General features: G+C 66.3%; 19 protein-coding genes. 5 read left to right on the forward strand and 14 right to left on the reverse strand.

The annotated features are described in order from the left end of the window. The 8 genes from SX243_11185 to SX243_11220 all read right to left on the reverse strand — a co-directional run. Nucleotides 1-822 (reverse strand): MFS transporter (locus SX243_11185; protein MDY7093521.1); only part of this gene is annotated, 822 nt, incomplete at its 3' end. A 231-nt stretch (nt 823-1053) separates the two neighbouring features. Beyond that, nucleotides 1054-2610 carry a serine protease gene (locus tag SX243_11190; protein MDY7093522.1) on the reverse strand — a complete coding sequence of 519 codons (1557 nt, stop codon included), beginning with the start codon at nt 2608-2610 and terminating at the stop codon, nt 1054-1056. Nucleotides 2611-3203: 593 nt separating this feature from the next. After that, nucleotides 3204-4910 carry a proline--tRNA ligase gene (locus SX243_11195; protein MDY7093523.1) on the reverse strand — a complete coding sequence of 569 codons (1707 nt, stop codon included), beginning with the start codon at nt 4908-4910 and terminating at the stop codon, nt 3204-3206. Nucleotides 4911-5042: 132 nt separating this feature from the next. Further along, the gene (locus SX243_11200; protein MDY7093524.1) at nt 5043-6986 is read right to left on the reverse strand and encodes a tetratricopeptide repeat protein; all 1944 of its coding nucleotides are present in this window, start codon (nt 6984-6986) and stop codon (nt 5043-5045) included. Between the two features lie 273 nt (nt 6987-7259). After that, nucleotides 7260-8264, reverse strand: a complete 1005-nt coding sequence (locus SX243_11205; GenBank protein ID MDY7093525.1) for a polymer-forming cytoskeletal protein — start codon at nt 8262-8264, stop codon at nt 7260-7262. A gap of 71 nt (nt 8265-8335) precedes the next feature. After that, nucleotides 8336-8926, reverse strand: coding sequence for a hypothetical protein (locus SX243_11210; protein MDY7093526.1), 591 nt, complete (start codon nt 8924-8926; stop codon nt 8336-8338). A gap of 207 nt (nt 8927-9133) precedes the next feature. After that, nucleotides 9134-9700: a sigma-70 family RNA polymerase sigma factor gene (locus SX243_11215; protein MDY7093527.1), complete on the reverse strand. Its 567-nt coding sequence runs from the start codon at nt 9698-9700 to the stop codon at nt 9134-9136. A 119-nt stretch (nt 9701-9819) separates the two neighbouring features. Next, the gene (locus tag SX243_11220; GenBank protein ID MDY7093528.1) at nt 9820-11940 is read right to left on the reverse strand and encodes a peptidylprolyl isomerase; all 2121 of its coding nucleotides are present in this window, start codon (nt 11938-11940) and stop codon (nt 9820-9822) included. 84 nt (nt 11941-12024) lie between these two features. Between SX243_11220 and SX243_11225 the strand changes: the two genes are divergently transcribed. The 5 genes from SX243_11225 (at nt 12025) to ccsA (SX243_11245) (ending at nt 17048) form a co-directional block, all read left to right on the forward strand. Continuing rightward, a complete protein-coding gene (locus tag SX243_11225; GenBank protein MDY7093529.1) occupies nt 12025-12693 on the forward strand; it encodes an ABC transporter ATP-binding protein in 669 nt (222 codons plus the stop codon). Beyond that, nucleotides 12662-13348, forward strand: a complete 687-nt coding sequence (locus SX243_11230; GenBank protein MDY7093530.1) for a heme exporter protein CcmB — start codon at nt 12662-12664, stop codon at nt 13346-13348. The genes SX243_11225 and SX243_11230 overlap by 32 nt, the downstream gene beginning before the upstream one ends. Nucleotides 13349-13355: 7 nt before the next feature. Continuing rightward, complete coding sequence (gene ccsA, locus SX243_11235) at nt 13356-14081, forward strand: cytochrome c biogenesis protein CcsA (GenBank protein MDY7093531.1); 726 nt, start codon at nt 13356-13358, stop codon at nt 14079-14081. Nucleotides 14082-14196: 115 nt separating this feature from the next. Further along, nucleotides 14197-14598 carry a cytochrome c maturation protein CcmE gene (locus SX243_11240; protein ID MDY7093532.1) on the forward strand — a complete coding sequence of 134 codons (402 nt, stop codon included), beginning with the start codon at nt 14197-14199 and terminating at the stop codon, nt 14596-14598. Nucleotides 14599-14738: 140 nt separating this feature from the next. Further along, complete coding sequence (ccsA, locus tag SX243_11245; protein MDY7093533.1) at nt 14739-17048, forward strand: cytochrome c biogenesis protein CcsA; 2310 nt, start codon at nt 14739-14741, stop codon at nt 17046-17048. Nucleotides 17049-17406: 358 nt separating this feature from the next. Here ccsA (SX243_11245) and SX243_11250 read toward each other — a convergent pair whose 3' ends face one another. From SX243_11250 to accB, 6 genes are all read right to left on the reverse strand, one after another. Continuing rightward, nucleotides 17407-18153, reverse strand: a complete 747-nt coding sequence (locus SX243_11250; GenBank protein ID MDY7093534.1) for a metallophosphoesterase family protein — start codon at nt 18151-18153, stop codon at nt 17407-17409. Further along, nucleotides 18141-18743, reverse strand: a complete 603-nt coding sequence (locus tag SX243_11255) for a shikimate kinase (GenBank protein ID MDY7093535.1) — start codon at nt 18741-18743, stop codon at nt 18141-18143. Before SX243_11255 ends, SX243_11250 begins: the two co-directional genes overlap by 13 nt. Before the next feature lie 154 nt (nt 18744-18897). Further along, a complete protein-coding gene (locus SX243_11260) occupies nt 18898-20367 on the reverse strand; it encodes a sodium-dependent transporter (GenBank protein ID MDY7093536.1) in 1470 nt (489 codons plus the stop codon). Beyond that, the gene (thiE, locus tag SX243_11265; protein ID MDY7093537.1) at nt 20364-21068 is read right to left on the reverse strand and encodes a thiamine phosphate synthase; all 705 of its coding nucleotides are present in this window, start codon (nt 21066-21068) and stop codon (nt 20364-20366) included. Before thiE ends, SX243_11260 begins: the two co-directional genes overlap by 4 nt. A 56-nt stretch (nt 21069-21124) precedes the next feature. After that, entirely contained in the window at nt 21125-22477 is a 1353-nt protein-coding gene (gene accC, locus SX243_11270; protein MDY7093538.1) for an acetyl-CoA carboxylase biotin carboxylase subunit, read from the reverse strand. 16 nt (nt 22478-22493) lie between these two features. Then, nucleotides 22494-22988 (reverse strand): acetyl-CoA carboxylase biotin carboxyl carrier protein, encoded by a 495-nt coding sequence (gene accB / locus SX243_11275; protein ID MDY7093539.1) that lies wholly within the window; start codon nt 22986-22988, stop codon nt 22494-22496. Nucleotides 22989-23015: the final 27 nt, after the last annotated feature.

The raw sequence follows: 23015 nt of genomic DNA on the forward strand, positions 1-23015 counted from the left end.
CAGCCCTCCTACCAGCGAGGCGGCGCTGGACACCGCCAGCACGAAGCCCAGATCCGTGGCGTTGGTAAAGGAGAGCACCAGCGGGGTGATGAGCACGAAATTCACCCCCCACAGCAGATTGAACACGGCGAAGAAGAGCAACAACGCCTTGAGGCCCGAGTCCCTGCGGATGTAGCGCCAGCCGAAAATCGCCTCCTGCAGGAGCGACGGAGGTTTTCCATCGACGCTCTCCAGCTTGGGCAGCGGCACGTGGGCCAACAAGAGCGTGAAGATGGCGAAGGCAAAGGTGATCAGATCGATGAGCAGGATGCCACCGACGTCGATGATGGGCAGCAGCAGTCCGGCGGCGGCGGGAGCGATGATCTTGGCGCCGGACTCGCCGAACTGGATCAGGCCGTTGGCCCGCCCCAGGTGCTCACGCCGCACCAGCAGCGTGACCGCGGCGGAGTAGGCCGGCACCTGCGCCGCGTCGAGTACCGAACCGATGGCGATGGCGACGTAGATATGCCACACCGCCAGATCGCCGCCGAGCACCAAATAGGCCAGCACCAGCGTGATCACCGCCGAGCCGGAATCCGCCAGGATCATCGCCCGGCGGCGGTCCCAGCGATCGATGAGGGCCCCGATGAACGGCCCCGCCAGCAGTCCCGGCAGCACCCCGAGAGCCACCGCCGCGGTGAATTGGGTCGACGAACCGGTGGTCTGGAAGATCCAGACGCTGAGGGCGAAGAAGCTCAGTCGGGACCCGATGAGGGAGACCGTCTGGCCAAGCCAGATCAGCCCGAAAGAACCTGCGTCGCCGAGTTTCCGTGGTCGTCTCATTCCCAGGATCGCAAGACTGGTGGAAGCGGATCGCCGCAGAGCGCTAGCTCGCGCAACGAATCGAGCCGCTGGTCGCTACAGAACGAACGAGGGATCATGGCCTTCCCACGGATTTCTGTCAAGGAAGGACGAATCTGGACTGCTCGCCGATCCCCAAAACGCACAAAGCTCACCCCCGGCACCGCAGAGCGGCCGGGGGTGAGCGTTCTCTTCACTGCAGGCGCTCCCCGATCAGGGCTGGTTCACGCACAGCTCGTAGGTACCGCTACCGCTGTAGGACACGACCCGCCAGCGATAGGTGCCGGAGCTGCCACTGTAGTTCACCGTCTCGGTGGAGTCCGGGCTGGTGCCGCTGTCCACGTTGGACCACGAGCAGCTCCACCAGCTGCAGCTCTCCACGTCGAGATAGAGGTCGAGGTCCGTGGCGGTGCCGTCCAGCTCACCGATGATGGTGCCGCTGGCGGAACCCTGGCTGACCACGATGCTCTGACCGTTGGAGATCGAACCGGTGTGAGAGGTGTAGCCCGACGGGCAGCCGCCGGTGGGCGGCGGGCCACCGCCGCTACCGATGGCGTCCGCCGGCACGCTGGAGCCCAGATCACTGATGATGGAGGTGATGGGCACGCCCCGGTTGGGGCAGTTGGCGCAATGGTGGAGCGAGACCACCAGGTGATCCGAGTAGGCCAGCACCGGCGAGCCGGAGGAGCCACCCTGGGTGTCGGCGTAGTAGCCGATGTCCGAGCCGGAGCCGCTGCACGCGGGGCGGCTGAGGCTGTAGATCTCGGCGTAGCCGGAGCCGTCGCTGGAGTGGCTGGAGAAGACCGCGATCTTCTTGCCCCAATGGGCGGGATGCTGCGGAATGTAGATGCGCTCGTTCACCGACGGCGTCGAGTTGCGCATCTGCATGTAGCCGTAGGTACCGGTGGGGTTGGTGGGCAGCTTGACCAGAGCGTAGTCGAGACCGGCGTTGAGCTTCACCAGAGTCGAGGAGGTGGCCACCACGGTGCCGGAGCAAGCGCCCCAGGACGCGCAGCTGGTGGAGCAGGAGCTACCCTCTGCCATGAACTCGAAATTGGTGTTGGCCGCCGCCGAGGAACCACCGATGCAATGCTCGTTGGTCATCACATGGCCCTCGCTGCCCACCAGCCAGCCGGTGCACGCCGAGGTGCCGTTGATCAGCAGCCGCGCCACCGCGCGGGACTCGCTGTAGATGGTGGGCTCGCTGCTCTGATAGCACTTGGCCCAGCCGGAGTCGTCGGTGCCACACAGGGCTTCCGTGTCTCCAGGGGTGGCATCCAGCTCGCTGAAGCCGTGGGCGAAGCTATCCAGGGTTACCGCCCCTTCCGGCAGCGCCACCGAGCTGTGCAGCTCGAGGACGGCCTTGGGGCCGCTGATGTGAATACCCCAGAAGCCGTTGGCCCGCTCCTTGCCCAGATCCTCACCGCCCTGATAGGTCCAGGAACGGACGTTCTCCGGGTCCCGCACCACCAGGTACGCGCCTTCCGGCAGGTCGAAGTTGGAGAAATGGGGGGCGATGTAGGTCGCCTCCGGATAGGCGATCTCCTCGCTCCACACCAGGTCGTTGCGGCCGGCCACCAGGCCGCCCAAGAATTCCGGCGACTGCAGGGTGAAAGCGATCTCCTCACCCACCTGGATGGGCTTCGGCGCGGTGAAATCCTCCACCGCAGGGTCCACCAGATTCGCTCGGGTCATCTCGCCGTCGGCGCCAGCACCGACAGCAAGGCCGAGACAGGCGAGCACGCACAATCCAATCGTCATCCATCGCATCACAAGGCTCCTCCTTTTGCCCGAGTCCCTCGGGCAGGAACAAAGAAATGGGGTTCCCAATGTAGACACACGAATGGGAACACCCAAGACGGCAAGCCTCTCGCCGAACTCCATCTCGGAGCTCGGAGAGCTTGCCTTCCCTAAACTGTGGAACCTTGTGCCGACGGTCCGCGACGAACGGTCAGCGGCGGGAAACCGACATCTGCCGAACGGAGAAGACGGAGGCCGCAGACCGGCAAGCTGAGAAGAAGCCCGGAGGAACGAGAAGAACCCGGACGCCTCAGTGCCGGCCGACATGCGCCGGGACACTCAGAAGAAAATCATCAAAACTGGGCGGATTTTAGCGCATGCTGGAGAGATGTCAATGGCGCCGGGCGGGCAGGGGGGCTCGTCCCGCTAAGGACGAGATGGACTAACGAAGGGTTTCAACCCCTCGCGGGGCCGGATCCGGGAACATCGTCATGGTGGGCTGGCGCCCACCCTACTCGCGGAGACGCACCAGAGAGCTATAGGGTGGGCGCCAGCCCACCATTTCGGCGCTCGAGCTTCAGATCAGACGCTTCAACTGAGCCCGAGAAGCCATGCTAGAAGACTCACCCCCGCACCAGCTCCGCCACCCGCGCCACCGCGTCCGCCACCGCCGTCATCTGGCGTTCCCGGTCGCGGCGCAGGGAAATCTCCACCTGGCCTTCCTTGAGGGATTTGGCCCCCACCACCAGCCGCACCGGGATGCCGGTCAGGTCGGCATCCTTGAACTTCACGCCGGGGCGATCCCGGCGGTCGTCGTAGAGCACTTCCAGGCCCTGGGTCTGGAGGTCGGCGTAGAGGCTGTCGGCCTGGGCCACCACCTCGTCGTCCTTGGGGTTGAGGGCGATGAGCAGCACCTGGAAGGGGGCCAGAGGGAGCGGCCAGATGATGCCGTCCTCGTCGTGGTTCTGCTCGATGGCGGCGGCGACGGTGCGACCGATGCCGAGGCCGTAGCAGCCCATGGGCATGGCGTGCTTCTGACCGCTGTCGTCGAGGAAGGTGCAGCCCATGGCCTCGGAATACTTGGTGCCGAGCTTGAAGATATGACCGACCTCGATGCCCCGGAACTGCTCCAGCACGCCCTCACCGGCGGGCGCCGGATCCCCGCCCTGCACCAGGCGCACGTCGGCCCACTGTTCAGGGTCGGCGTCCCGGCCCCAGTTGACGCCGGTGAGGTGGGCATCGGCCTTGTTGGCGCCGCAGACGAAATTGGTCAGCTCCTGCACCGAGACGTCGCCGATCAGCCGCAAGTCCTTCGGCAACCCCACGGGACCGGCGAAGCCCACCGGTGAGCCAGTGGCCTGGCGCACCTTCTCCTCGCTCGCCAGTCCCACCACCTGGGCGTCCAGCAGCGCCTTGAGCTTGAGCTCGTTGACCTCCCGATCTCCGCGGATGGCCACCGCCACCAGCCCCTGATCGGTGTCGTAGACGAGGGTCTTGACCACCCGCTCCTGGGGTACTTCCAACAGCTCCGCCACGTCCGCCACGGCGGTGGCGCCGGGGGTGGCCACCTCTTCCAAGGGCTGCGGGTCCTCCTTCGCCGGCACCGGTAGGGGGCCGCTCTCCGCCTTCTCCACATTGGCCGCATAGCCGGTGTCGGGGCAGCGCACCACCTCGCTCTCACCGGTCTGGGCGAGCACCATGTACTCGTGGGAAGCGGAGCCGCCGATGGTGCCGGTATCCGCCTCGACGGCGATGTAGTCGAGCCCGCAGGCTTCGAAGATCCGGCTGTAGGCGTCCGCCATGGCCTGGTAGGTCTCGTCCAGGGAGTCGGCGTCGACGTGGAAGGAATAGGCGTCCTTCATGATGAACTCACGGCCGCGCATGAGCCCGAAGCGGGGACGGATCTCGTCCCGGAACTTGGTCTGGATCTGGTACAGATTGATCGGCAGCTGGCGGTAGCTGTTGATGTCGTGGCGCACCAGATCGGTGATCACCTCTTCGTGGGTGGGACCGAAGCAGAAGCTGCGGCCGTGGCGGTCCTCCATGCGCAGGAGCTCTTTGCCGTATTGCTCCCAGCGTCCGGACTCCTCCCACAGCTCCGCCGGCTGCACCGCCGGCATGGAGAGCTCCACCGCTCCCGCCACCGCCAGCTCCCGGCGCACGATGGCGGTGAGCTTTTCCACGCTGCGCCAGCCGAAGGGCAGGTAGGTGTAGATCCCCGCCGCCAACTTCTTGATCATGCCGGCGCGAACCATCAACCGATGGCTCACCACTTCGGCGTCGGCGGGCACTTCCCGCGTCGTGTACAGGTAAAATTGGCTCCAGCGCATCCCGAATCTCCTGGTCTCTCTGGTTTCGTTCTCTTGCAGCGAACGCGGCCGGCCTCGCTGGGAGGCGAGACCGCGCGGTTTCCCGACGGCTGCCCGAACTGTCAGCGGTTCGTCTTGAATCTACTCGTGGCTCTACTTCTTGGGTCTCGGCGGTGCCGCCTCCGGCATGCGGCGGTTCTCCCGCACGGTCTCGATCATCTTCTCTTCGACGTTGGCCTCCCCCTGGCCGAGGCTGCGGGCTTCCGCCAGCACCTCCCGGGCCTGGTCCTGCTGCCCCGATGCCAGCAGCACCATCCCCAGATGATTGAGGGTGGTGGCGGACGGTGCCAGCTCCGAAGCCCGGGACAGGGAGTCGATGGCAGCGCTGTACTCGTGGCGCTTGTAGTGCACCCAGCCCAGGGCCGCCAGCGGCAGCTGCCGCAGCTCCGCCGGTGACAGCTCCACCGAGCGGCGAGCGTAGTCCAACGCCTGATCCAGATTCTCTTCCATCTCCGCCAGGTTGTAAGCCATCTCGTAATAGGCGATGGTCTTGCTGAAGTCCGAGGCCCCTTCCGCCAGCAGCTGCCGGCCGATGCGGTTGCCCTCGCGGTACTTGCCCTGGCTGCGCAGCGCCTCGATGAGGGTGGCGTAGGCGGTGGCCTTGAGGGCCTCGTCGGGCTCTAGCTCCAGCACCCGCCAGCTCACCGCCTCGATCTCGCGCCCGCGGTCGAGCTGCAGGCAGAGGAGGGCGTAGGACATCAGCAGCAGCGGGTTCTCCGGTTCCAGGGCCAAGGCGCGCCGGTAGTTGGTGAGGGCCCGGTCCAGATCGTCCCGCTCCAAGCAAGCGTAGGCCCGGGCGAACCACTCCTGTGCCTCTTCCGAGGACGGCGGTGCCGGAGACTGGGCCTGGTCGAGCAAGTAGAGAACCAAGTCCCGGTAGCGCATGCGTTTGGGGCTCAGGCGCTGAGCTCGGCTGAGGGCCGCCAGGGCCTTGCGGTTCCATCGGCGGTCCAGGTAGGCCAGTCCGAGCAATTGCAGCGCCTCTTCGAAGGCCGGGCGAATCTTCACCGCCTGTTGGAGCCGTTGGATGGCTTCCCCCAAACGCCCCAATTCGTAGAGACAGCTTCCCAGCAAATAGAGCGCCTGGGGCACCACATCGATCTCCACCGCCCGCTCCAGCCGCTCCACCGCCAGCTCCAGCTCGCCGCTGCTGGCGTGCACCGCCCCGAGGCTGAAATGGGGCAGGAAGGCGTCCGGCTGCACCGCCGCAGCGCGCTCCAGCAGCTCCGCCGCCCGCTCCGTATCCCCCCGCTGATAGTGCAGCGCGCCGGCATAGAGCAGGCTGTCGTAGTGGTCCGGCCGGCGCTCTAGGGCGCGCTCGAAAAGCTCCAGAGCAGCGTCCATTTCCCCGTCGTCGAAGTGGATCTCCCCCACCAGGTAGGCCAGCTCGTAATTGTCCGGAGCGAGCTCCAAGGCCGATTCCAGAGAGCGCAGGGCAGCCTCGCCGTCGTAGGCTCCCAGGGCCGCCTCCGCTCCGGTCAACCGATCCTCGAACTCCGCCACATCCGGCCCGTGGTAGAGACCGGTGATGCGCTCGCGCAGGCTCTGGAATCTCTCCCGCCGCTCCAACGCCGACAGATGCTCGTCCATGCGCCCCTGCCAGCGCTCGCTCCAGGCGTTGGGCTCGAGCACGCCGTGCTCTTCCAACAGCTCTCCCAACACCGTCAGCCCGGTGTTGTTGATCAGGACGTTGCGCTCCTGCTTCTTCACCGCCGCCAGCAGCTGCCGCAGGCTCTCGGCGCTGCGCTTGACCACTTCCTCGAGGATCGAGATGCGCTCCAGCAGGTGTTCGTCGAAGGAGAAACCATCGTCCTCCGAGTGCTCGAAGACCATGTCCTCCTCGAACACCGGCCCGGAGATCACCAGCAGCTTGTGGTGACAGCGGCGGCAATACTCCTGATCCTCGCCGTTGACCTCGCCGCAGACCTGGCAGATCACACCGTCGGGCGCGGAGTCCTGGCGGTGGGCGGAAGCCTGGGCGGCCTCTTCGGCTTCGGAGTCCCGGCTACGGGTTGATTGTCGATCCGGCTGTTTCATCGCGAGCCTGGGTTGGGATGGTGTGCTCTTCTGATCAAAGCTGGTCTTCTGATCAAAGCTTGAGGTGATTCGGTAGCGTGATTCCTTCGCGCAACGACTCTAGGCACCTTGCTGGCGGGAGGGAAACGCCTTCGGGCGGGGGCCGAGAGCGCCCCGGCGGCTATTGACAGAGTAAGAGATCCCCCCTACGGGGTCAACATTGCCCCCGTCCTCCGGACCGCCTCGACGGGTGCAAATCACCGGCCTGTTCGAGACCGATTCGGGGTTTTCTCGTCAGGAGCGGGAGGACGCCGGCGCCGGATCGAGCTCGAACCACGGCTCCCGGCGGCCCAGCTTGGTGCTCAAGGCCGCCCCCACCGCCACCAGGCTGGCGATGGTCCAGACCCAGGTGCCGAGGTAGGGGATGAGTTTGACCAACCCCAGCACGCCGAGCCCGACGGTGGCAGCGGTGAGGGTGGCGACCCGCGGCCCCCCTTTGCGCCGCAAGCGCCGGCACAACGCGTCCCCGACGGCGTAGAACACCGCCACCATCCCCCACAGCTTGAGCAGGAGCAGGGCCAGAATCACCAGGGCGAGCAGCGGCAGTCCCGCCACCGGCCCGGCGAAAGCGCTGACGAAGAGCCCCGTCAACACAAAGCTGGCGATGCCGGTGAGCCCCACCCAGACATTGCGCAGGGGTTCCACCCGCACGCTCTGCGCCGTTGCCAGAACCTGCGGGGCGCTGGCGGCGAAGCACAGCAGCACCAAGAGCAGCCAGGCGGTGAGGAGCGAGAGCTTGGCCAACAACACCGGCGGCGACAGCGGCGGCAAGCCCAAAGCCGGCTCCGCCACCAGAGCGAGGAAGGATGTGGCGACGCTGGGATAGGAGACCGTGCGGCCGCCCAGATCCGCCCCCGGGGCCGCCTCGATCACCCCTCCGAGGGCGAAGACCTCGCCCTGGATGCGGGCGGTGGGTTGCAGCCGAACGTCGCCACCGAGGGCGATCACGTCCCCTTCGACCTTGCCCGCCACCGTCACCGATCCCGCCACCGCCACCACGTCGGAACCGGCGTCGCCGTCGATCACCACGTCCCGGCCCAACCCCACCACCTGATTGCGCGCCACGGCGCCGGAGCGCAGGTGCAGGGCCGGAGCGGCTGCAGCTTCCCCCACCTCGGTTTGGGCCAAGGTATTGACAGCGCTCCATCCAAAGCCGGTGACCAACAGGATCGCGGCCAGGGCTAGGGACGCTCGTTGACAGACCAATTGAAGGGCGAATTGACGGACAGCTCGATTCATCTGTCTGAATCTACCGCGCCCTCACCCCGGGAAGCCATACCCGGGCAAGGAATGGACGGCGGGACAGAAGCTTACGAGTCGTTGGAGCTCCGCGAAACCGCGCTGCCCGGACGGCGGTGACGCCGCAGGCCGAGATAGAGCAGGACGTTGAGGCCGACCAGGAGCAGCACCATGCCGGCGAAAGCCGCCGGCTGGTCCAGCAGCAGCTCCTGGAAAGCCAGGCGCAGACCCTTCCAGCTAAAGCCCAAAAGACCCGTGCCGGCGAGCACTGCGGTCTGGAAGAGATCCGCCACCGAAGCCAGCGCGCCCACCAGGCCGGTCTGGGGCGTAGCGGAACCCATGCCGAAGCCGTAACCGATCCCCAGCACCGCTGCGACCAAGGCCGCCAGCATTACCAGGGGAACGCGCCAGGCGCGGCGGCTGCGAGACTCCCAGGCCGCCGGCGGCAGGTCCGCCAGCACCTCGTCGGCGAAGCCTTCGCGCACCGCAATGCGGCTCAAGGCCAGCTGTTGGTCGAGGGATTGCAGAGCCTGGCGCTCCAGCCGCAGCTCCTCCGAGCCGGCTAGCGCCTTCTCCAGCTGCTGCTGCTCCAAACCGGTGAGCTCGCCGTCGAGCTCCTGGTGCAGCCAATCCTCGAGGACCGTTCGATCAACCGTCGCCATGGGACGTCCCCTCATCGCTTGTGGAATCCTCGTCTACCGGTGGATCCCGTTTCGGTGGAAGCGCTCTGCTTCCCTAAAATTTCGACTTGCCGAAGAGTGGTTCAACGATTCTACGACAATCGAAGATCTTGCCAGATACCCAGCTCCGCCGAGCCACCGATGGCGCCGGAACTTCCTCCGAAGCTGAGCTCAGCCTCGGAGGGAAGCTCAGTCGGTGAGGTAGCTCGCCAGCTTCTGCTTGAGCATCTGCCGGCCCCGGAAAAGCTTGTTCTTCACCGTCCCCAAGGGCATTTCCTTGAGGGTGGCGATCTCGTCGTAGGACAGCTCGCCGTAGTGACGCATCAGGATCAACTCCCGATACTCCCACGGCAGTCCCTCGATGGCCTCCTGGATGGCGTCTCCGCGCTCCAGGTTGCGTAGCTCTCCGTAGGGCCCACGATCCGGGCTCGGCAGATCCCAATCCTGGGGTTCGCCGCTGTCCGGATCCTGCCGATTCAAAGAAACCAACTTCATCCGCTTCTTGCGCAGATGGTCGATGGCGGCGTTCTTCGCCACCCGGAACAACCAGGTCGAGAAACGGTAGCGCGGATTGAAGCTATCCAACGCCTGGTACACCTTGATGAAGACGTCCTGCGCTAGGTCGTGGGCTTCGTCCACGTTGCGCAGCATCCGGTACAAGTAGTTGACCAAGCGCCCCTGATAGCGCTCTACCAGCTGCTTAAATTCGTCCTGGTGACCCGCGAGTATGGCGGCCACTAACTGTTCGTCATTCAACCGCCCAGCTCCTCGTGCCATGCTCTTCTACGGCCTGTGGTGCTGAAGGTTGCAGACGTGTTCTTGGCGATCCGCGGTGCCCCTGGCTGCAGTCTCTGCTCATCCTCGTCCCACTCCCTTCACGGCACCGGCCGCACGCTCTCCACCCGGTCCCCCGGCTCCAGTAGTCCCAGCAGCTCCTCCCCGTCCACCACCTCGCCCAAGGCAGTGTAGACGCCGTCCAGCTGGGGCTGACGGGAGAGGGTGATGAAGAATTGGCTACCCGCCGTATCCGGCCCCGACAGGGCCATCCCCACGGTCCCCCGGCGGAAGGAGCGACGATTGACCTCGTCCCGCAAACGGTAGCCGGGGCCGCCCCAGCCGTCCCCCCGGGGGTCACCGCTCTGCACCGCGAAGCCGGGCACCAGGCGATGCCAGGCAAGGCCGTCGAAGAATCCCTGGTCGGCCAGCTGGAGAAAGCTCAGACAAGTCATGGGAGCCGCCGGGCAGTCGAGCTCCAGCACCAGGGAACCGCGGGAGGTGACCAGCTCCACCCGTCGGGGGCGCCGGGTACGCAGGATCACGTCCTCGTAGGAATCGACTCCTCGGCCGCTGGCCACCGGCCCCACCGGCGGCGGAGTGCGTCCCAGCTCCACCAGAGCCCGCGCCGCCTGCCGCCGCACCAGCCAGTTGGAGTCCCGCGCCAGCGCCTGCAGCACCGTCGCCGCGTCCTCCGTCTCCTCTTCCAGGGCCGCCCCTCGCGCCGCCAGCGCCCGCACCGCCGACAGCCGCGCCTCCAGCACTCGGGTGGTGCGCACCGCCGCCACCGCCAGGTCCGCCACCGGCAACGCCGGGATCTCGGTCAGCCAATCGCAGGCGGTGGCCCACAGGGACGCGTCCACATCCTCCAAGGCGCCCCGGGCCAACGCCTCACCGCGGTCCAGGTCCGTCTCGGTCCAACCGTTCCGGGCCAGCGCCGCCAGCCGCTCCTCGAGCACCGCCCGCCGCACCGCCGGTTCCGGATCCTCCGCCAGCGTGTCGAGGACTCCAGCCCCGCTCGCTGCGACGGCGGCAGCCCGGACCGCCGCCACCCGTCGCTCGACGCGAGTCGCTGCGGCGGCGGCGCGGATCAAGTCCGGGCTGCGCTCGTGGCCGCCTACCGCCAAAGCCACCAGCGCCCGATCCCCGGCCCAGCCCTCCGCATCGGCTTCCCCGGCTTCCCCCGCCTCTCCGGGCTCCAGATAGGCGAGGAGCGGTGCCTCCAGGAGCTCGTCCAACAGCCAATAGGCGGAGGTCTCGATGGCGGTCATGCGCACGCCGGGGCGGGGATCCACCACCAGCCGCGCCAGTGCCTCGCGCCAGCTCGGTACCGCCGCCGCCCGCGCCGAAGCCACCAACCGGCGGCCGGCCTCGAGGGCTTGGATCACCACCCAGGGATCCGGATCTTGGAGCTGCGGTGCCAGCCGTTCCAAATCAGGGCCGTCGCCGATGCGCCCCAGGGCCTGAGCCGCCAGACCGCGAATCCACGGGTCTTCGTCCGCCAGCAGCGGCCGCAGATCAGCGGCGACCCGCGGCTGGGGATCCTGAGCCAAGGCGTAGACCGCCCACCCCCGCAGCTCGGCATTGGGTGCCTGCTCCAGCCCCAACCGCGCCAGCGCCACCGCCGGCTCGCCGGAAAAGCGGTGGAGCACCGGCAGGAGCCGATGCCAGACTTCCTCTTGTCCCAACCCCGACTCCGTTTCCAACACTGCGAGGGCCTCCCCCACGTCCAGCACGGAAACCCCCGACGCCGCCAAGGCCTCCACCGCCAGCACCGCTGCCGCGCGATCCTCGCCGGTGGCCACCCTCAGTAGCTGCGGCCGGGCGGTATCCACTCCCAGCAGACCGAGAGCGAAGGCAGCCTCCCGTCGGACCTCCGGTGAGTCGTCCAGCAGCAGCGCCTGCAGCGTCGGGATCCCCGCCCGCTCTTGAATCCTCCCCAGGACCACCGCCAGCTCCCGGCGCAGCTCGGCGTCGCCGTCAAAGGCACGCTCCACCGTCAACGGCTCGTACAGCCGCCGGTCCGCCAACAGCAGGAGCAGGCTGCGCAACTCCAGATTCTCCACCTTGGGCAGAGCTTCCGGACGCTGCTGCGGCTTGGGCAGGGAAATGGGCGCGGCTCCACCACAGCCGGCGAGGATTCCGACGGCCGAGGATAGGAGGATCACAGGCAGCAGTCCGCTCGCCATGACGCCCCGCAAACACCGAAAAAGGGTCTCCATGGCCGGCATCCTACGTCCCCCGCCGCCGGTGGACAAGGCACATCACCCCGGCAGAGAAGCAGCGGAGCGCCTATAATCACCGCCGTGTCCGATACCCGACCCTCGAAGACGCAGTCTTCACCAGCTTCGCCGACGGACTCGCCGGCGGCCCCCACCTTGGTCTTCACCGAGGTGGTGCGCCGATTCGGTCGTCTGCCGGTGCTCGGCGGTGTCTCCGCCACTGTGCAGGCCGGCGAGGTGCTCTTGGTCACGGGGCGCAACGGATCCGGCAAGAGCACGCTGCTCAAATGTCTGGCAGGGCTGCTGGCGGCGGATCGGGGGGAGATCGAGCTGCGCCTCGGGGAGCGAGCACTGAGCCCCCGGGAGCGGCGCCACGCCGTCGGCTACGCGGCGCCGGACATGGCCTACTACGAAGAGCTCTCGACCCGGGAGAACCTGCTCTTCTTCGCCCGCCTGCGGCGGGTGGAGGAGGCGCGGGTGGATGAGCTCCTGGACCGCGTCGGCCTGCCACCGGGCCGCGAGGCCGGCGCCCTCTCCTCGGGCATGCTGCAGCGTCTTCGATGGTGCGGCGCGGTGCTCCACCGGCCGCCGCTGCTGCTCCTCGACGAGCCATTTCAGAACCTCGACGATCCGGGCCGCGAAACCGGCCGCCAGATGCTCGAAGAGCACCTGGGTCACGGCCTCGCCGTGGTCGCCAATCCCGGCCCCCTGGACCTTCCCTATGTCACACAGCACCTCCAGCTGGCTGGCTGAAGCGACCGCCGTCTTCGCCAAGGAATGGCGATGCGAGCTGCGCACCCGCTACGCCCTCAACACCCTCGGCCTCTTCGCCCTCACCACGCTGGTGACGGTCACCCTCAGCCTCGGCCCGCTGGGTGCCCGCAGCGGCGAGCGCACCACCGTGCTGCCGGTGCTGCTGTGGGTCCTGCTCCTCTTTGCCGTCACCGCCGGTCTGCCTCGGGTCTTCGTTCACGAGGAGGAGACCCACACCGCCAACGGCCTGCGCTTGGCGGCGGATCCCACCGCTCTCTTCTGCGGCAAGCTGGCCTACGGGGTGACCGTGGTCTTCGCCCTCGAGCTGCTGGTGACCCCCCTCTACCTGGCGATGATGCAGCTGCCGGTGGCGACCCCCGGGGTGTTGGTGGCGGGGCTTTTCCTCGGCGGCTTCGGCCTCGCCGCCGGCGGCACCCTGGTGGCCGCCATCATCGCCCAGGCGCGCACCAGCGGAGCTCTCTTCGCTGTGCTCGCCCTGCCGGTGCTGTTACCCTTGCTGGTACTCGCCATCGAGGCCAGCCGCGCCGCCGTCGCCGGGGATCCTGCTGCGGTAGTGCTCCGCCAGCTGCTCTTGTATGATGGGACCGTCTTGGTAGCGGGATTGCTGCTCTTTCCCGCAGTATGGAATCCATGAGCGTGTGATGATTAGACTTTGCTTGAAGTGGCTGCTGTGGGCTTGGATCAGCTGGGTCATTTGGGGTGCGTTCTTCTATGCGCCCCCCGCCGCCGGATTCATCGGCGAATCCAGCCGCATCCTCTTCTTCCATGTACCCATGGCCTGGACGGCGTTCATCGCCTTCTTCGCCGCCGGTGTGTGGAGCGTCCGCTACCTCTTCTTCGGCCGCGAGCTGCGCCACGACCACGCGTCGATGGCGGCGGTGGAGCTGGGGCTGGTCTTCTGCATCCTGGCCACCGTCACCGGCTCCCTGTGGGCGCGGATCATGTGGGGCGCCTACTGGAATTGGGATCCTCGACAGGTGTGGATCACCGTCGCGATCCTGTTTTACGGTGCCTACTTGGTGCTGCGCAGCGCGGTCCCCGACCCGGAGCGGGAGCGTCGCCTGGCGGCGGCCTATGCCGTCCTGGGCCTCGTGGTCGCCCCCTTCCTCTTCTTCATCCTGCCCCGCATGACCGGCTTTACCCTGCATCCGGAGCCGGTGATCAACGAGCAGGCGAAGGTGGAGATGGAAGCGCGCATGGGCCAAGTGCTGGGAGCCAGCTCCTTCGCGTTCATGACCTTGTTCTTCTGGATGCACAATCTCCGCTGCCGGCTGGCGGCCCTCCGCGACCGGCGCATGGACACTCTGCCGGCGGGCTGGGGCCAGACGGCCCAACCGGTGTCTCAGGAGGCCAACGATGCTAGGTGACGACAATGCTAGGTGACAATACGTGGATTCTGGCCGTCAATTTGGTCATCTGGACCGGCCTCTTCCTATATCTTCTACACTTGAACCGTAAAATCCGCGATCTGGAGGAAGACCGATGAAACAGCGTAAGTTCCAAATTCTCGGGGTGGTCCTGCTGCTCGCCTTCGCTGGCTTCACCATGGCCTCCTTCCAGGACACCCTGACCCCCTACGTCTCCTACGACAAGGCTCGGGAGATGAACCGTACCGTGCAGGTCGCCGGCGGCCTGGAGGCGGAGAGCTCCTCCTACGACGAGGCGGGGCAATCTCTGCTCTTCACCCTCGAAGACCCGGAGAACGGCGACACCCTGAAGGTGCGCTACCACGGCCTCAAGCCGGCGAATTTCGAGGAGGCCGTGAGCATCGTCGCCATCGGCCACTACGACAGCACCAACGACCGGCTGGAAGCGGAAAAGCTGCTGGTCAAGTGCCCGAGCAAGTATCAGGGCGCCGAAATGGAAGAGAAAGTCTACGGCTGAACCGTAGGCCCTCCGCGGTGATGCGGGCGGTGACGCCGCCCGCACCCGCCGATCTCCTCCACTCCTTACTTCCCGTCGACTCGGCCTCGTCGGCCCCGAGGTCTCACCGCTCCTCTTGATCTCTCCTCCTGGAGGCTGTTTTGGACTTCTTGGCTCCGCTCTCGGATCACATCTCGACCCTCTACCTACCGGGCGCCATGGCCCTGTGGAGCTCCCTCTTCTTCGGCCTGGCAGCACTCTGGGGCTATACCTCCGCCATCAGCGGGGATCCCTCCGGAATCGCCTACGGCCGCCGCGCCTACCGCTTCTACACCATGGCCATGAGCCTGACGGCGGTGGTCTTCGGCCTGCTGCTGGTGCGCCGGGATTTCCGCATTGAATATGTCTTCCAGTACAGCGGCATGGATTTGCCCATGCACTACCAATTCGCCGCTTTCTGGGCCGGACAGAAGGGCAGCTTCCTGATCTGGCTGGTCTTCGGCTCCCTTCTCGGGCTGCTGTTGCTCAAGGCCTGCGGCAAGAGCGAACCCTGGGTGATGAGCATCTACCTGCTCACCCTCTTCGGCCTGGTCTTCATCCTGATCCGCGAGAACCCCTTCGTCATGCTCGCCGAGAGCCCCCTCGACGGCAAGGGCCTGAATCCGCTGCTCCAGGACGATTGGATGGTGATCCATCCACCGATCATGTTCGTCGGCTACGCCTCCACCGCCATCCCCTTTGCTTTCGCCGTCGCCGCGCTGTGGCGCAAGGACTTCAGCGATTGGGCGGCCCGCGCCTTCCCCTTCGCCCTGGGCGGCTTCCTGGTGCTGGGCATGGCGATCCTCATGGGCGGCTATTGGGCCTACAAGACCCTCGGCTGGGGCGGCTATTGGGGCTGGGACCCGGTGGAGAACGCCTCTCTCATCCCGTGGCTGCTGGGTACCGTCCTGATCCACGGCTTGCATATGGAGCGCACCCGCGGACGCTACCGAAAGATGAACCTCGTGGTCGCCTGCCTGGCCTTCCTGTCGGTGCTCTACGGCACCTTCCTGACCCGCTCCGGCGTGCTGGCGGACTTCTCCGTCCACAGCTTCGTGGACCTGGGCATCTCCGGCCTGCTGATCTTCATGATGGGCTTCTTCGGCCTGCTCTCTTTCGGCCTGCTGGCTCTGCGCCTGCGCCATGTGAAGACCCAGCCCAACGAGGATCCCATCTTCTCCCGCGGCAGCTTCATGGTCCTCGCCACCATCGCCGTGGGTCTCTCCGCTCTGGTGGTGACGGTGGGCACCTCCGCCCCCCTCCTCACCACCTTCATGGAGGATCCGGGGCAGGTGGGACCGCGCTTCTACAACCAGGTCAACACTCCCATCGCCCTGCTGATTGCGTTTCTCCTGGCGCTGGTGCCGTTCCTGACCTGGAGAGGCGTGGAGGGCAAGAAGCTGCTGCGCCAGCTGATTCCATCGCTGGCGGTGGCCACGGTGCTGACCGTGATCTGCGCCATCGTGGTGGTGCGCCACCCCATGCACCTGACCATGGTTTTCCTGGCCAGCGCCGCCCTGACCTCCAACCTGCAGATGGCGGTGCGCAAGTACCGCCTCACCGGTCTCGGTGGTGCTGGCGGCTACCTGGCCCACGTGGGCGTCGGAATGATGCTGCTGGGCTTCCTCGCCTCCTCCGCCTACGACCACAGCACCAAGGTCACCCTCGAGCAGGGCGTGACCCAGGAGGTCGCGGGAATGGAGCTCACCTTCACCCGCTTCGTGCCCCGCACCACGGACGAGCGCGAGCGCATGGAGGTCAAGGTCCAGCGACCCAACGGGGACGTCTACTTCGCGTATCCCAAGCTCTTCGTCAACGACCGCACCGGCCAGCTGATGGCGAATCCGCACATCCGCAAGCTCTTCACCGCGGACATCTACATCTCCCCCATCGAGTTCGACCCCGGCCAACCCGCCAGCGCGGTGAGCACGATGCAGCTGGCCAAGGGAGATGCGGGCACCGTCGGTGACGCTCAGGTGCGGTTCGTGGAATTCGATCTGCAGGTGGAGGGCAACGCCCTGGCCCAGATGGAGAGCGGTCAGCCCGCCACCGTCGGCGCCGTCCTCGAGGTCGAGCGCGGCGGCACCACCCAGCGCCTGCGGCCCCTCTACCGCTTCACCCCGGACGGCCGGGTGAACATCGAGCCCATGCCCCTGCCCGGCGGCGGGCAGGTGGCCCTCACCGGCATCAACGCTACCGAAGGCGGCGTCCGCCTGGCCTTCGCCGGCATCGGCGAGGGCACCTCCGCGGCTCCGGCGAAGCTGGCGGTGGACGTCACCGAGAAGCCGCTCATCAAGCTGGTCTGGTACGGATTGATCGTGATCCTACTCGGCGGCGCCGGCGCTACCTACCACCGCCTGCGTCAGGCCCAGATGCTAGAGACCATCGCGGCCCGGACCGCCGAGGCCAAGACCAAGAAGTCGGTCACCTAGCCCACTGCCACCCCGGAGCCGGCTGGAAGCCGGCGCTCCCAGGGTCCTTCATCGAAGCTTCTGGGTAGTCGCAGAGGGGATTCCGTCATTCCCGCGAAGGCGGAAATCCACGCGGAATTGGGGAGTGAAGACTCCCTATCCAACCAGTTGGTTTCTTGAGGTCGAACAGCCCTCGGGATTTCGGCAGTCAGTCCTCACCAGCGCGTAGACTCCCGCCTTCGCGGGAGTGACGGAGTGGTAGAAGTGGCCGGTGCTCGTCGAAGAGCTTCCCCCTCTACCGGGAGGGGGCCAGGGCGGGCTGGGAGAGGGGGACCGAGGGGGTGAGGGCCTGCCCGGTGAACCGTCAGTTGCAGGCCGCCTACTGCCCCACCGCCAACCGCTCCGCCAGCACCCGCGGCAACCCCGCCTCGATGATCCGCTCCTGGGCCTTCTCGATGGGATACGGGAGGCGGTACCAGGTCACTTCCATGGTCTCGCTGTCGAAGGTGATGTAGGCGGCGCGGGGGTCGCGGTCGCGGGGTTGGCCGATGGAACCCGGGTTGATCAGGTAGCGGCGTCCTTCCTGGAGCTCCAGGCGGCCTTTCTTGCCACGCAGCAAGCCCACCTCGATCTGGCCGTCCTCGGTGAGGGAGAAGACGCAGGGGATGTGGGTGTGGCCGAAGAAGGTGAGTACCGCCTTGCTACCTTGGAAGACCTCCCGGGCATCGAAGTCGGAGAAGACATAGGCGTCCTCGTCCAGGGGAGAACCGTGGCAGATGTGAATCCCCGGCTCGATCTCCACCGGCCCCAGGGGTAGATCGCGGACATAGGTCAGGTTGTCGTCGCTCAGGCTCTGGGTGGTCCAGCGGGCGGCGGTCAGAGCGGCGAAATTGAAGTTGGAGCCGTCGTCCACTCCCGCCACCACCTTGTCGTGGTTGCCCCGGATGACGTGCAGGTGGCCGTTGAGGTTGCGCACCGCCTCCACCACCTGGTTGGGAGCCGCTCCGTAGCCCACCAGATCCCCAAGGACCAAGACCGAGTCGAAATCCTCGGGATCGGCGGCTTGGAGGACGCAGTCGAAGGCGTCCCAATTGCCGTGCATGTCGGAGACGATCAGGTAGCGCACGACGGATCTCCGGGGCGTTGGCCTTCCGACTGGGCCGTTCTCGACTGGGCCGTTCTCGACTGGGAAGCTCTCGAATCAGAGCCGCCGATCATCGGAGCGATGGCGGCGACGACACCCTCGACCACCTGCTGCGGCGAATCCGAAGCGCCGACGTCGACGTGCACCCGACAGCGTCGATAAAAAGGAAGGCGGCGGCGATAGAGGGCCTTCACCTGCTCCAAATCCTGAAAGAGCGGGCGCTGGCCCACTGCCGAGTCCGCCAAGCGGCGGACGATGGTCGCTAGGGAAGGGTTGATCCACACGGTGATTCCAGTCTCCTGCATCACGTCGAGTCCGCGCTCTTGCGCTGCCAAACCGCCGCCGGTGGCGATGACCGCCTGCGGACGCCCGACGGCTTCTAATAAGGACTCGTGTTCCAGTTTGCGGAAAGTCTCTTCTCCGTGACGGGCGAAGATCTCGGGAATCGTCTGCTCGTTACGAAGCTCGATCTCGGCATCGAGGTCGATCCAGGGGAGCTCGAGGCGGTCTGCCAACCTCGAGCCCACTGTCGTCTTTCCGCTGCCCATGAACCCGATGAGAAAGATGTGCATCGGTGCCCCGGGCTTGGGACCGCGTGGGGGGGATCCGGCGGCCTTCAATCGCGCGATTTGGCTCCCTCGCAAAGCACCGCACGGACGATCCAAGCGAGAAAGCCACCCCAGACGATACCGCAGATCACGACCATAGTGCCGATGGCCAGGGAATTCATGGCTTCTCCTCAGCGAGGCGCCCCGATGGACGCCCCGACAAGCGCTTCACTAGCCATCTGTTCAATATGCCTAAGAGTATCAAAACCACCGCCCATTGAGCAATTACTGTACCAGCACTTGTGGCGTTGAACGGGTTGAGCCAGCCCTCCGGATCCCAGCCCTTTGCCTTATACAGCCACCAGACCATCAGGGTCACCGCTTCCAAGGGAATCAAGATCCCCACCAGGAAGGTCCACCAGCGGCCAATGGGCAGATCACAGCCCTCCCCGTTCACCACCTCCTTGCGCAGCTTCTCCAGACCAAATCGCAGCGCCGCCAGGGAGAAGAAGAAGCCGGAGAGCATGAGGCCGACCCCCCAAACCCAGTCCTGATTCGCAAAGACGTCCATGTCGAGAGCCGAGAAGGCGCCAAAGAAAGCTCCCGCTCCTGCCGCCGCCACCAGGGCCAGCTTGCGCTTCAGCCCCAGGTCGATGAGCACCCGGGTGGCGAGCTCCAGCAGCGAAATCTGGCTGGTGAGGGCAGCGAAGGAAAGGGCGAGGAAGAAGAGAATCATGAAGAAGCCGCCGAGGGGCATCTGCTGGAAGAGCTGGGGCATCCAGATGAAGGTCAAACCCTCGTTGCCGGCGCCGACGATCTCGGAGCTGGCGCCGGGATTGAGGGCGAAGACCGTGCACAGGACCATGATCCCCGCCAACAGCGAGACCGAGTTGTTGCCGAAGCCGATGAGGAAGGCGTTGAGAGAGACGTCTTCCTTGGCCCGCATGTAGATGGCATAGGTCACCACCAGGCCCCAGCCGGCGCCGGTATCCCAAGCGTTCTGGGTCAGCGCCTCGAGCCACAGCTGGGGCTGGGCGAGCTCCGACCAATCCGGAGTGAAGAGGAATTCGAGGCCGGCGACGGCGCCGGGAAGGGTCACCGCCCGGATCGCCAGGATCACCACCAGCACGAAGAGGGTGGGAATGATCACCTTCGCCACCCGCTCGATGCCCTTCACCCCGAACCACACCACCGTCGCCGCCAGGCCCATGGCCAGAAGGTGGGTGGCCAGGGCGGCAGAGGACTCCGAATAGCCCCGCCACAGCTCCAGAGAGCTCGAGTGTCCGAACTCGCCGCTCAAGGAAGCCCACAGGTAGCGCAGGCACCAGCCCGCCACCACCGAGTAGTAAAACATGATGAAGGTGGCGCAGAGAGCTACCCAACCCCCCATCCAAGTCATGCCCCGGCCGCCGAGCTTGAGGAAGCTGGCCACCACCCCTTGGCGGGAGGTCTTGCCGAAACCGAACTCGACGATGAGCAGCGGCACCGACCACAGCAGCAGGAAGACCAGCCAGGCGACCAGGAAGGAGCCACCGCCGTTGGTGGCCGCCACTCGTGGAAAGCGCCAAATATTGCCGGTGCCCACCGCCATCCCCAGGGTGGCGAGGATCAGGCCCCAACGGCTGGTGAAATGCTCTTGGATCTTCATAGGCTTCCCTCCTCCACCGCCAGCAGGCGCAAGCAGTTGCGGTAGACGTCCCCGTGGCAGACCGCCCCGAGGACCGCCACCCGGTCGACACCGGTGGCGAGAACCGCTGGCAGCCGCTCGGCATCGATACCGCCGATGGCCACCAAAGGCTTGGCGGTGAGCTCCCGGGCTGTGCGCAGGAGATCCAACCCTACCACCGGATCCGGATTCGCCTTGCTGCTGGTGGCGAAGATGGGCCCCAGGGCGACCACGTCCACCTCCTCGTCAGCATCCGCCGCCTGCAGCTGCTCTTCGTCGTGGGTCGAGCGGCCGATCCAGCGCTCCGCTCCCACCAATCGGCGCACCGCCGCCGGCGGCAGGTCCTGCTGCCCTACGTGGACACCGATCACCGGCAGTAGAGCTGCGATATCCGCTCGGTCGTCCACCCACAACACCGTCGAGGTACCTTCCACCCGCACACAACACTCTTCTACCAGCTCGAAGTGCTCGGCGTCGGTGCAGCGTTTGGCCCGGACCTGGACCCACGGTATCCCCGCCTCCGCCATCGCCTGGACGCCGTCCGCCAACCCCTGCGGCCCGAGGGCTTCCAGGTCGGCGATGGCGTAGAGGCGAGAGCCGGCTTCGGTGGCCGGCCTCAAGCTGGCGGAGGAGTCGGAGGCGAGGAGGGCGTCCGGAGGTTGGCCGTTTGGTAGACCGTTCATAGGAGCCTGCTGAGAAGGTCAGCCGAGTTCTTCAGCGGGCTCATCGGTACCGTCCGTCAGGACTGGGACTTTCCCTCGGCCAGGAAACGCTCCATGAAGCGGGTGGAGAGCTTCCCCGCGCGGAAGACGTCGTCGCGGAGGATTCGCTGGTGCAGGGGAATGCTTGTGCGGATTCCCTCGATGATGAAGAAGTCGAGAGCCCGGGACATACGCCGGATGGCCGATTCCCGATCCCGGTCATGGACGATGAGCTTGGCGATCATGGAGTCGTAGAACGGTGGCACCACGTAGTGCTCGTAGGCATGGGTATCCACCCGCACACCGGGGCCACCGGGGGGGTGGAAGGTTTCGATGCGCCCTGGCGAAGGGCGGAAGTTCTCCGGATCCTCGGCGTTCACCCGGCACTCGATGGCATGGCCCCGGGGCTGCAAACCGCTGGAGACCTTGAGCTCCTCACCGGCGGCGATGCGGATCTGCATCTTCACCAGATCCAGGCCCATGACCATCTCGGTGACCGGATGCTCGACCTGGATGCGGGTGTTCATCTCCATGAAATAGAAGCGGTTGTCGCTGTCCAGCAGGAATTCGATGGTGCCGGCGTTGACGTAACCTACGGCCTCCGCCAGCTTTACCGCGGCGGCGCCCATCTCGGCCCGCAGCTCCGGGGTCAGGACCGGCGACGGCGACTCCTCGATGAGCTTCTGATGCCGGCGCTGGATGGAGCACTCCCGCTCGCCCAGGTGGATGGCGTTGCCGTGCTCGTCCCCGAAGATCTGGAATTCGATGTGGCGCGGCTCCACCAGGTACTTTTCCAGGTACACCGAGCCATCGCCGAAGGCCGCCAGGGCTTCCTGGCTGGCGGTGGCGAATTGGGCGTCGAAATCTTCCTCCTGGTGCACGATGCGCATGCCCCGGCCGCCACCACCGGCGGAAGCCTTGAGGATCACCGGGAAGCCCACCTCGGCGGCGCGCTTGCGGCCCACCTCGGCGTTCTCCAACGGCTCCTCGCTCCCCGGCAGCACCGGCACCCCGGCCTCGACGGCCTTCTTGCGGGCCATGGCCTTGTCGCCCATCATCCGAATGGTCTCCGGCTTGGGACCGATCCAGGCGATCTTGCACTCGTCCAGGACCTCGGCGAAGTGGGCCCGTTCGGAGAGGAAGCCATACCCCGGGTGGACCGCTTCGGCGCCGGTGATCTCGGCGGCGGCGATCACCGAGTTGATGTTGAGGTAGCTGTCGGCGGACTTGGGCGGTCCGATGCACACGTCCTCGTCGGCATAGGTGACGTGCAGGCTGTCGCGGTCGGCGGTGCTGTGAACCGCCACGGTGGCGATGCCCATCTCGCGGCAGGCCTGAATCACCCGCAGCGCGATCTCGCCCCGATTGGCGATCAGAATCTTCTTGAACATGCTCTTCCCGCCGGGCTCAGGCGAGCCGAATCGCGAAGAGGGGCTCGTCGAACTCCACCGCCTGGGCGTTCTCGGGGAGAATCTCCACCACCTCGCCGTCGACGTCGGACTCGATCTCGTTCATCAGCTTCATCGCCTCGACGATGCACAAGGTCTGGCCCTTCTTGACCTTGTCCCCGACCTGCACGAAGGCGGAGGCATCGGGGCTCGGGGCGCTATAGAAGGTGCCCACGATGGGAGATTTGATGCGGTAGAGATCCTCTTCCGGCTCGGCGGCGGCCTCGGCCTGCGGAGCGGCAGCGGCCGGGGCCGCCGCGGCGGGGGCGGGAGCCGCAGCCGGGGCAGCGGCGACGGGGGCCGCCATCGGTGCGGCGGCAACCACCGGCGCCGGGGCGGCAGAGGCCTTGCCGTCGATCTTCAATCGAAAGCCTGCCCGTTCCAGCTCCAGGCCCTGGAGCCCTCGCTGGGCGACCAATTCCACGATCTCTTTGATTTCCTCGAAATTCAACACTGATATCGCTCCTCGTTCAAATCGAGA

The organism is Acidobacteriota bacterium (assembly GCA_034211275.1).
Taxonomy (GTDB): domain Bacteria; phylum Acidobacteriota; class Thermoanaerobaculia; order Multivoradales; family JAHZIX01; genus JAGQSE01.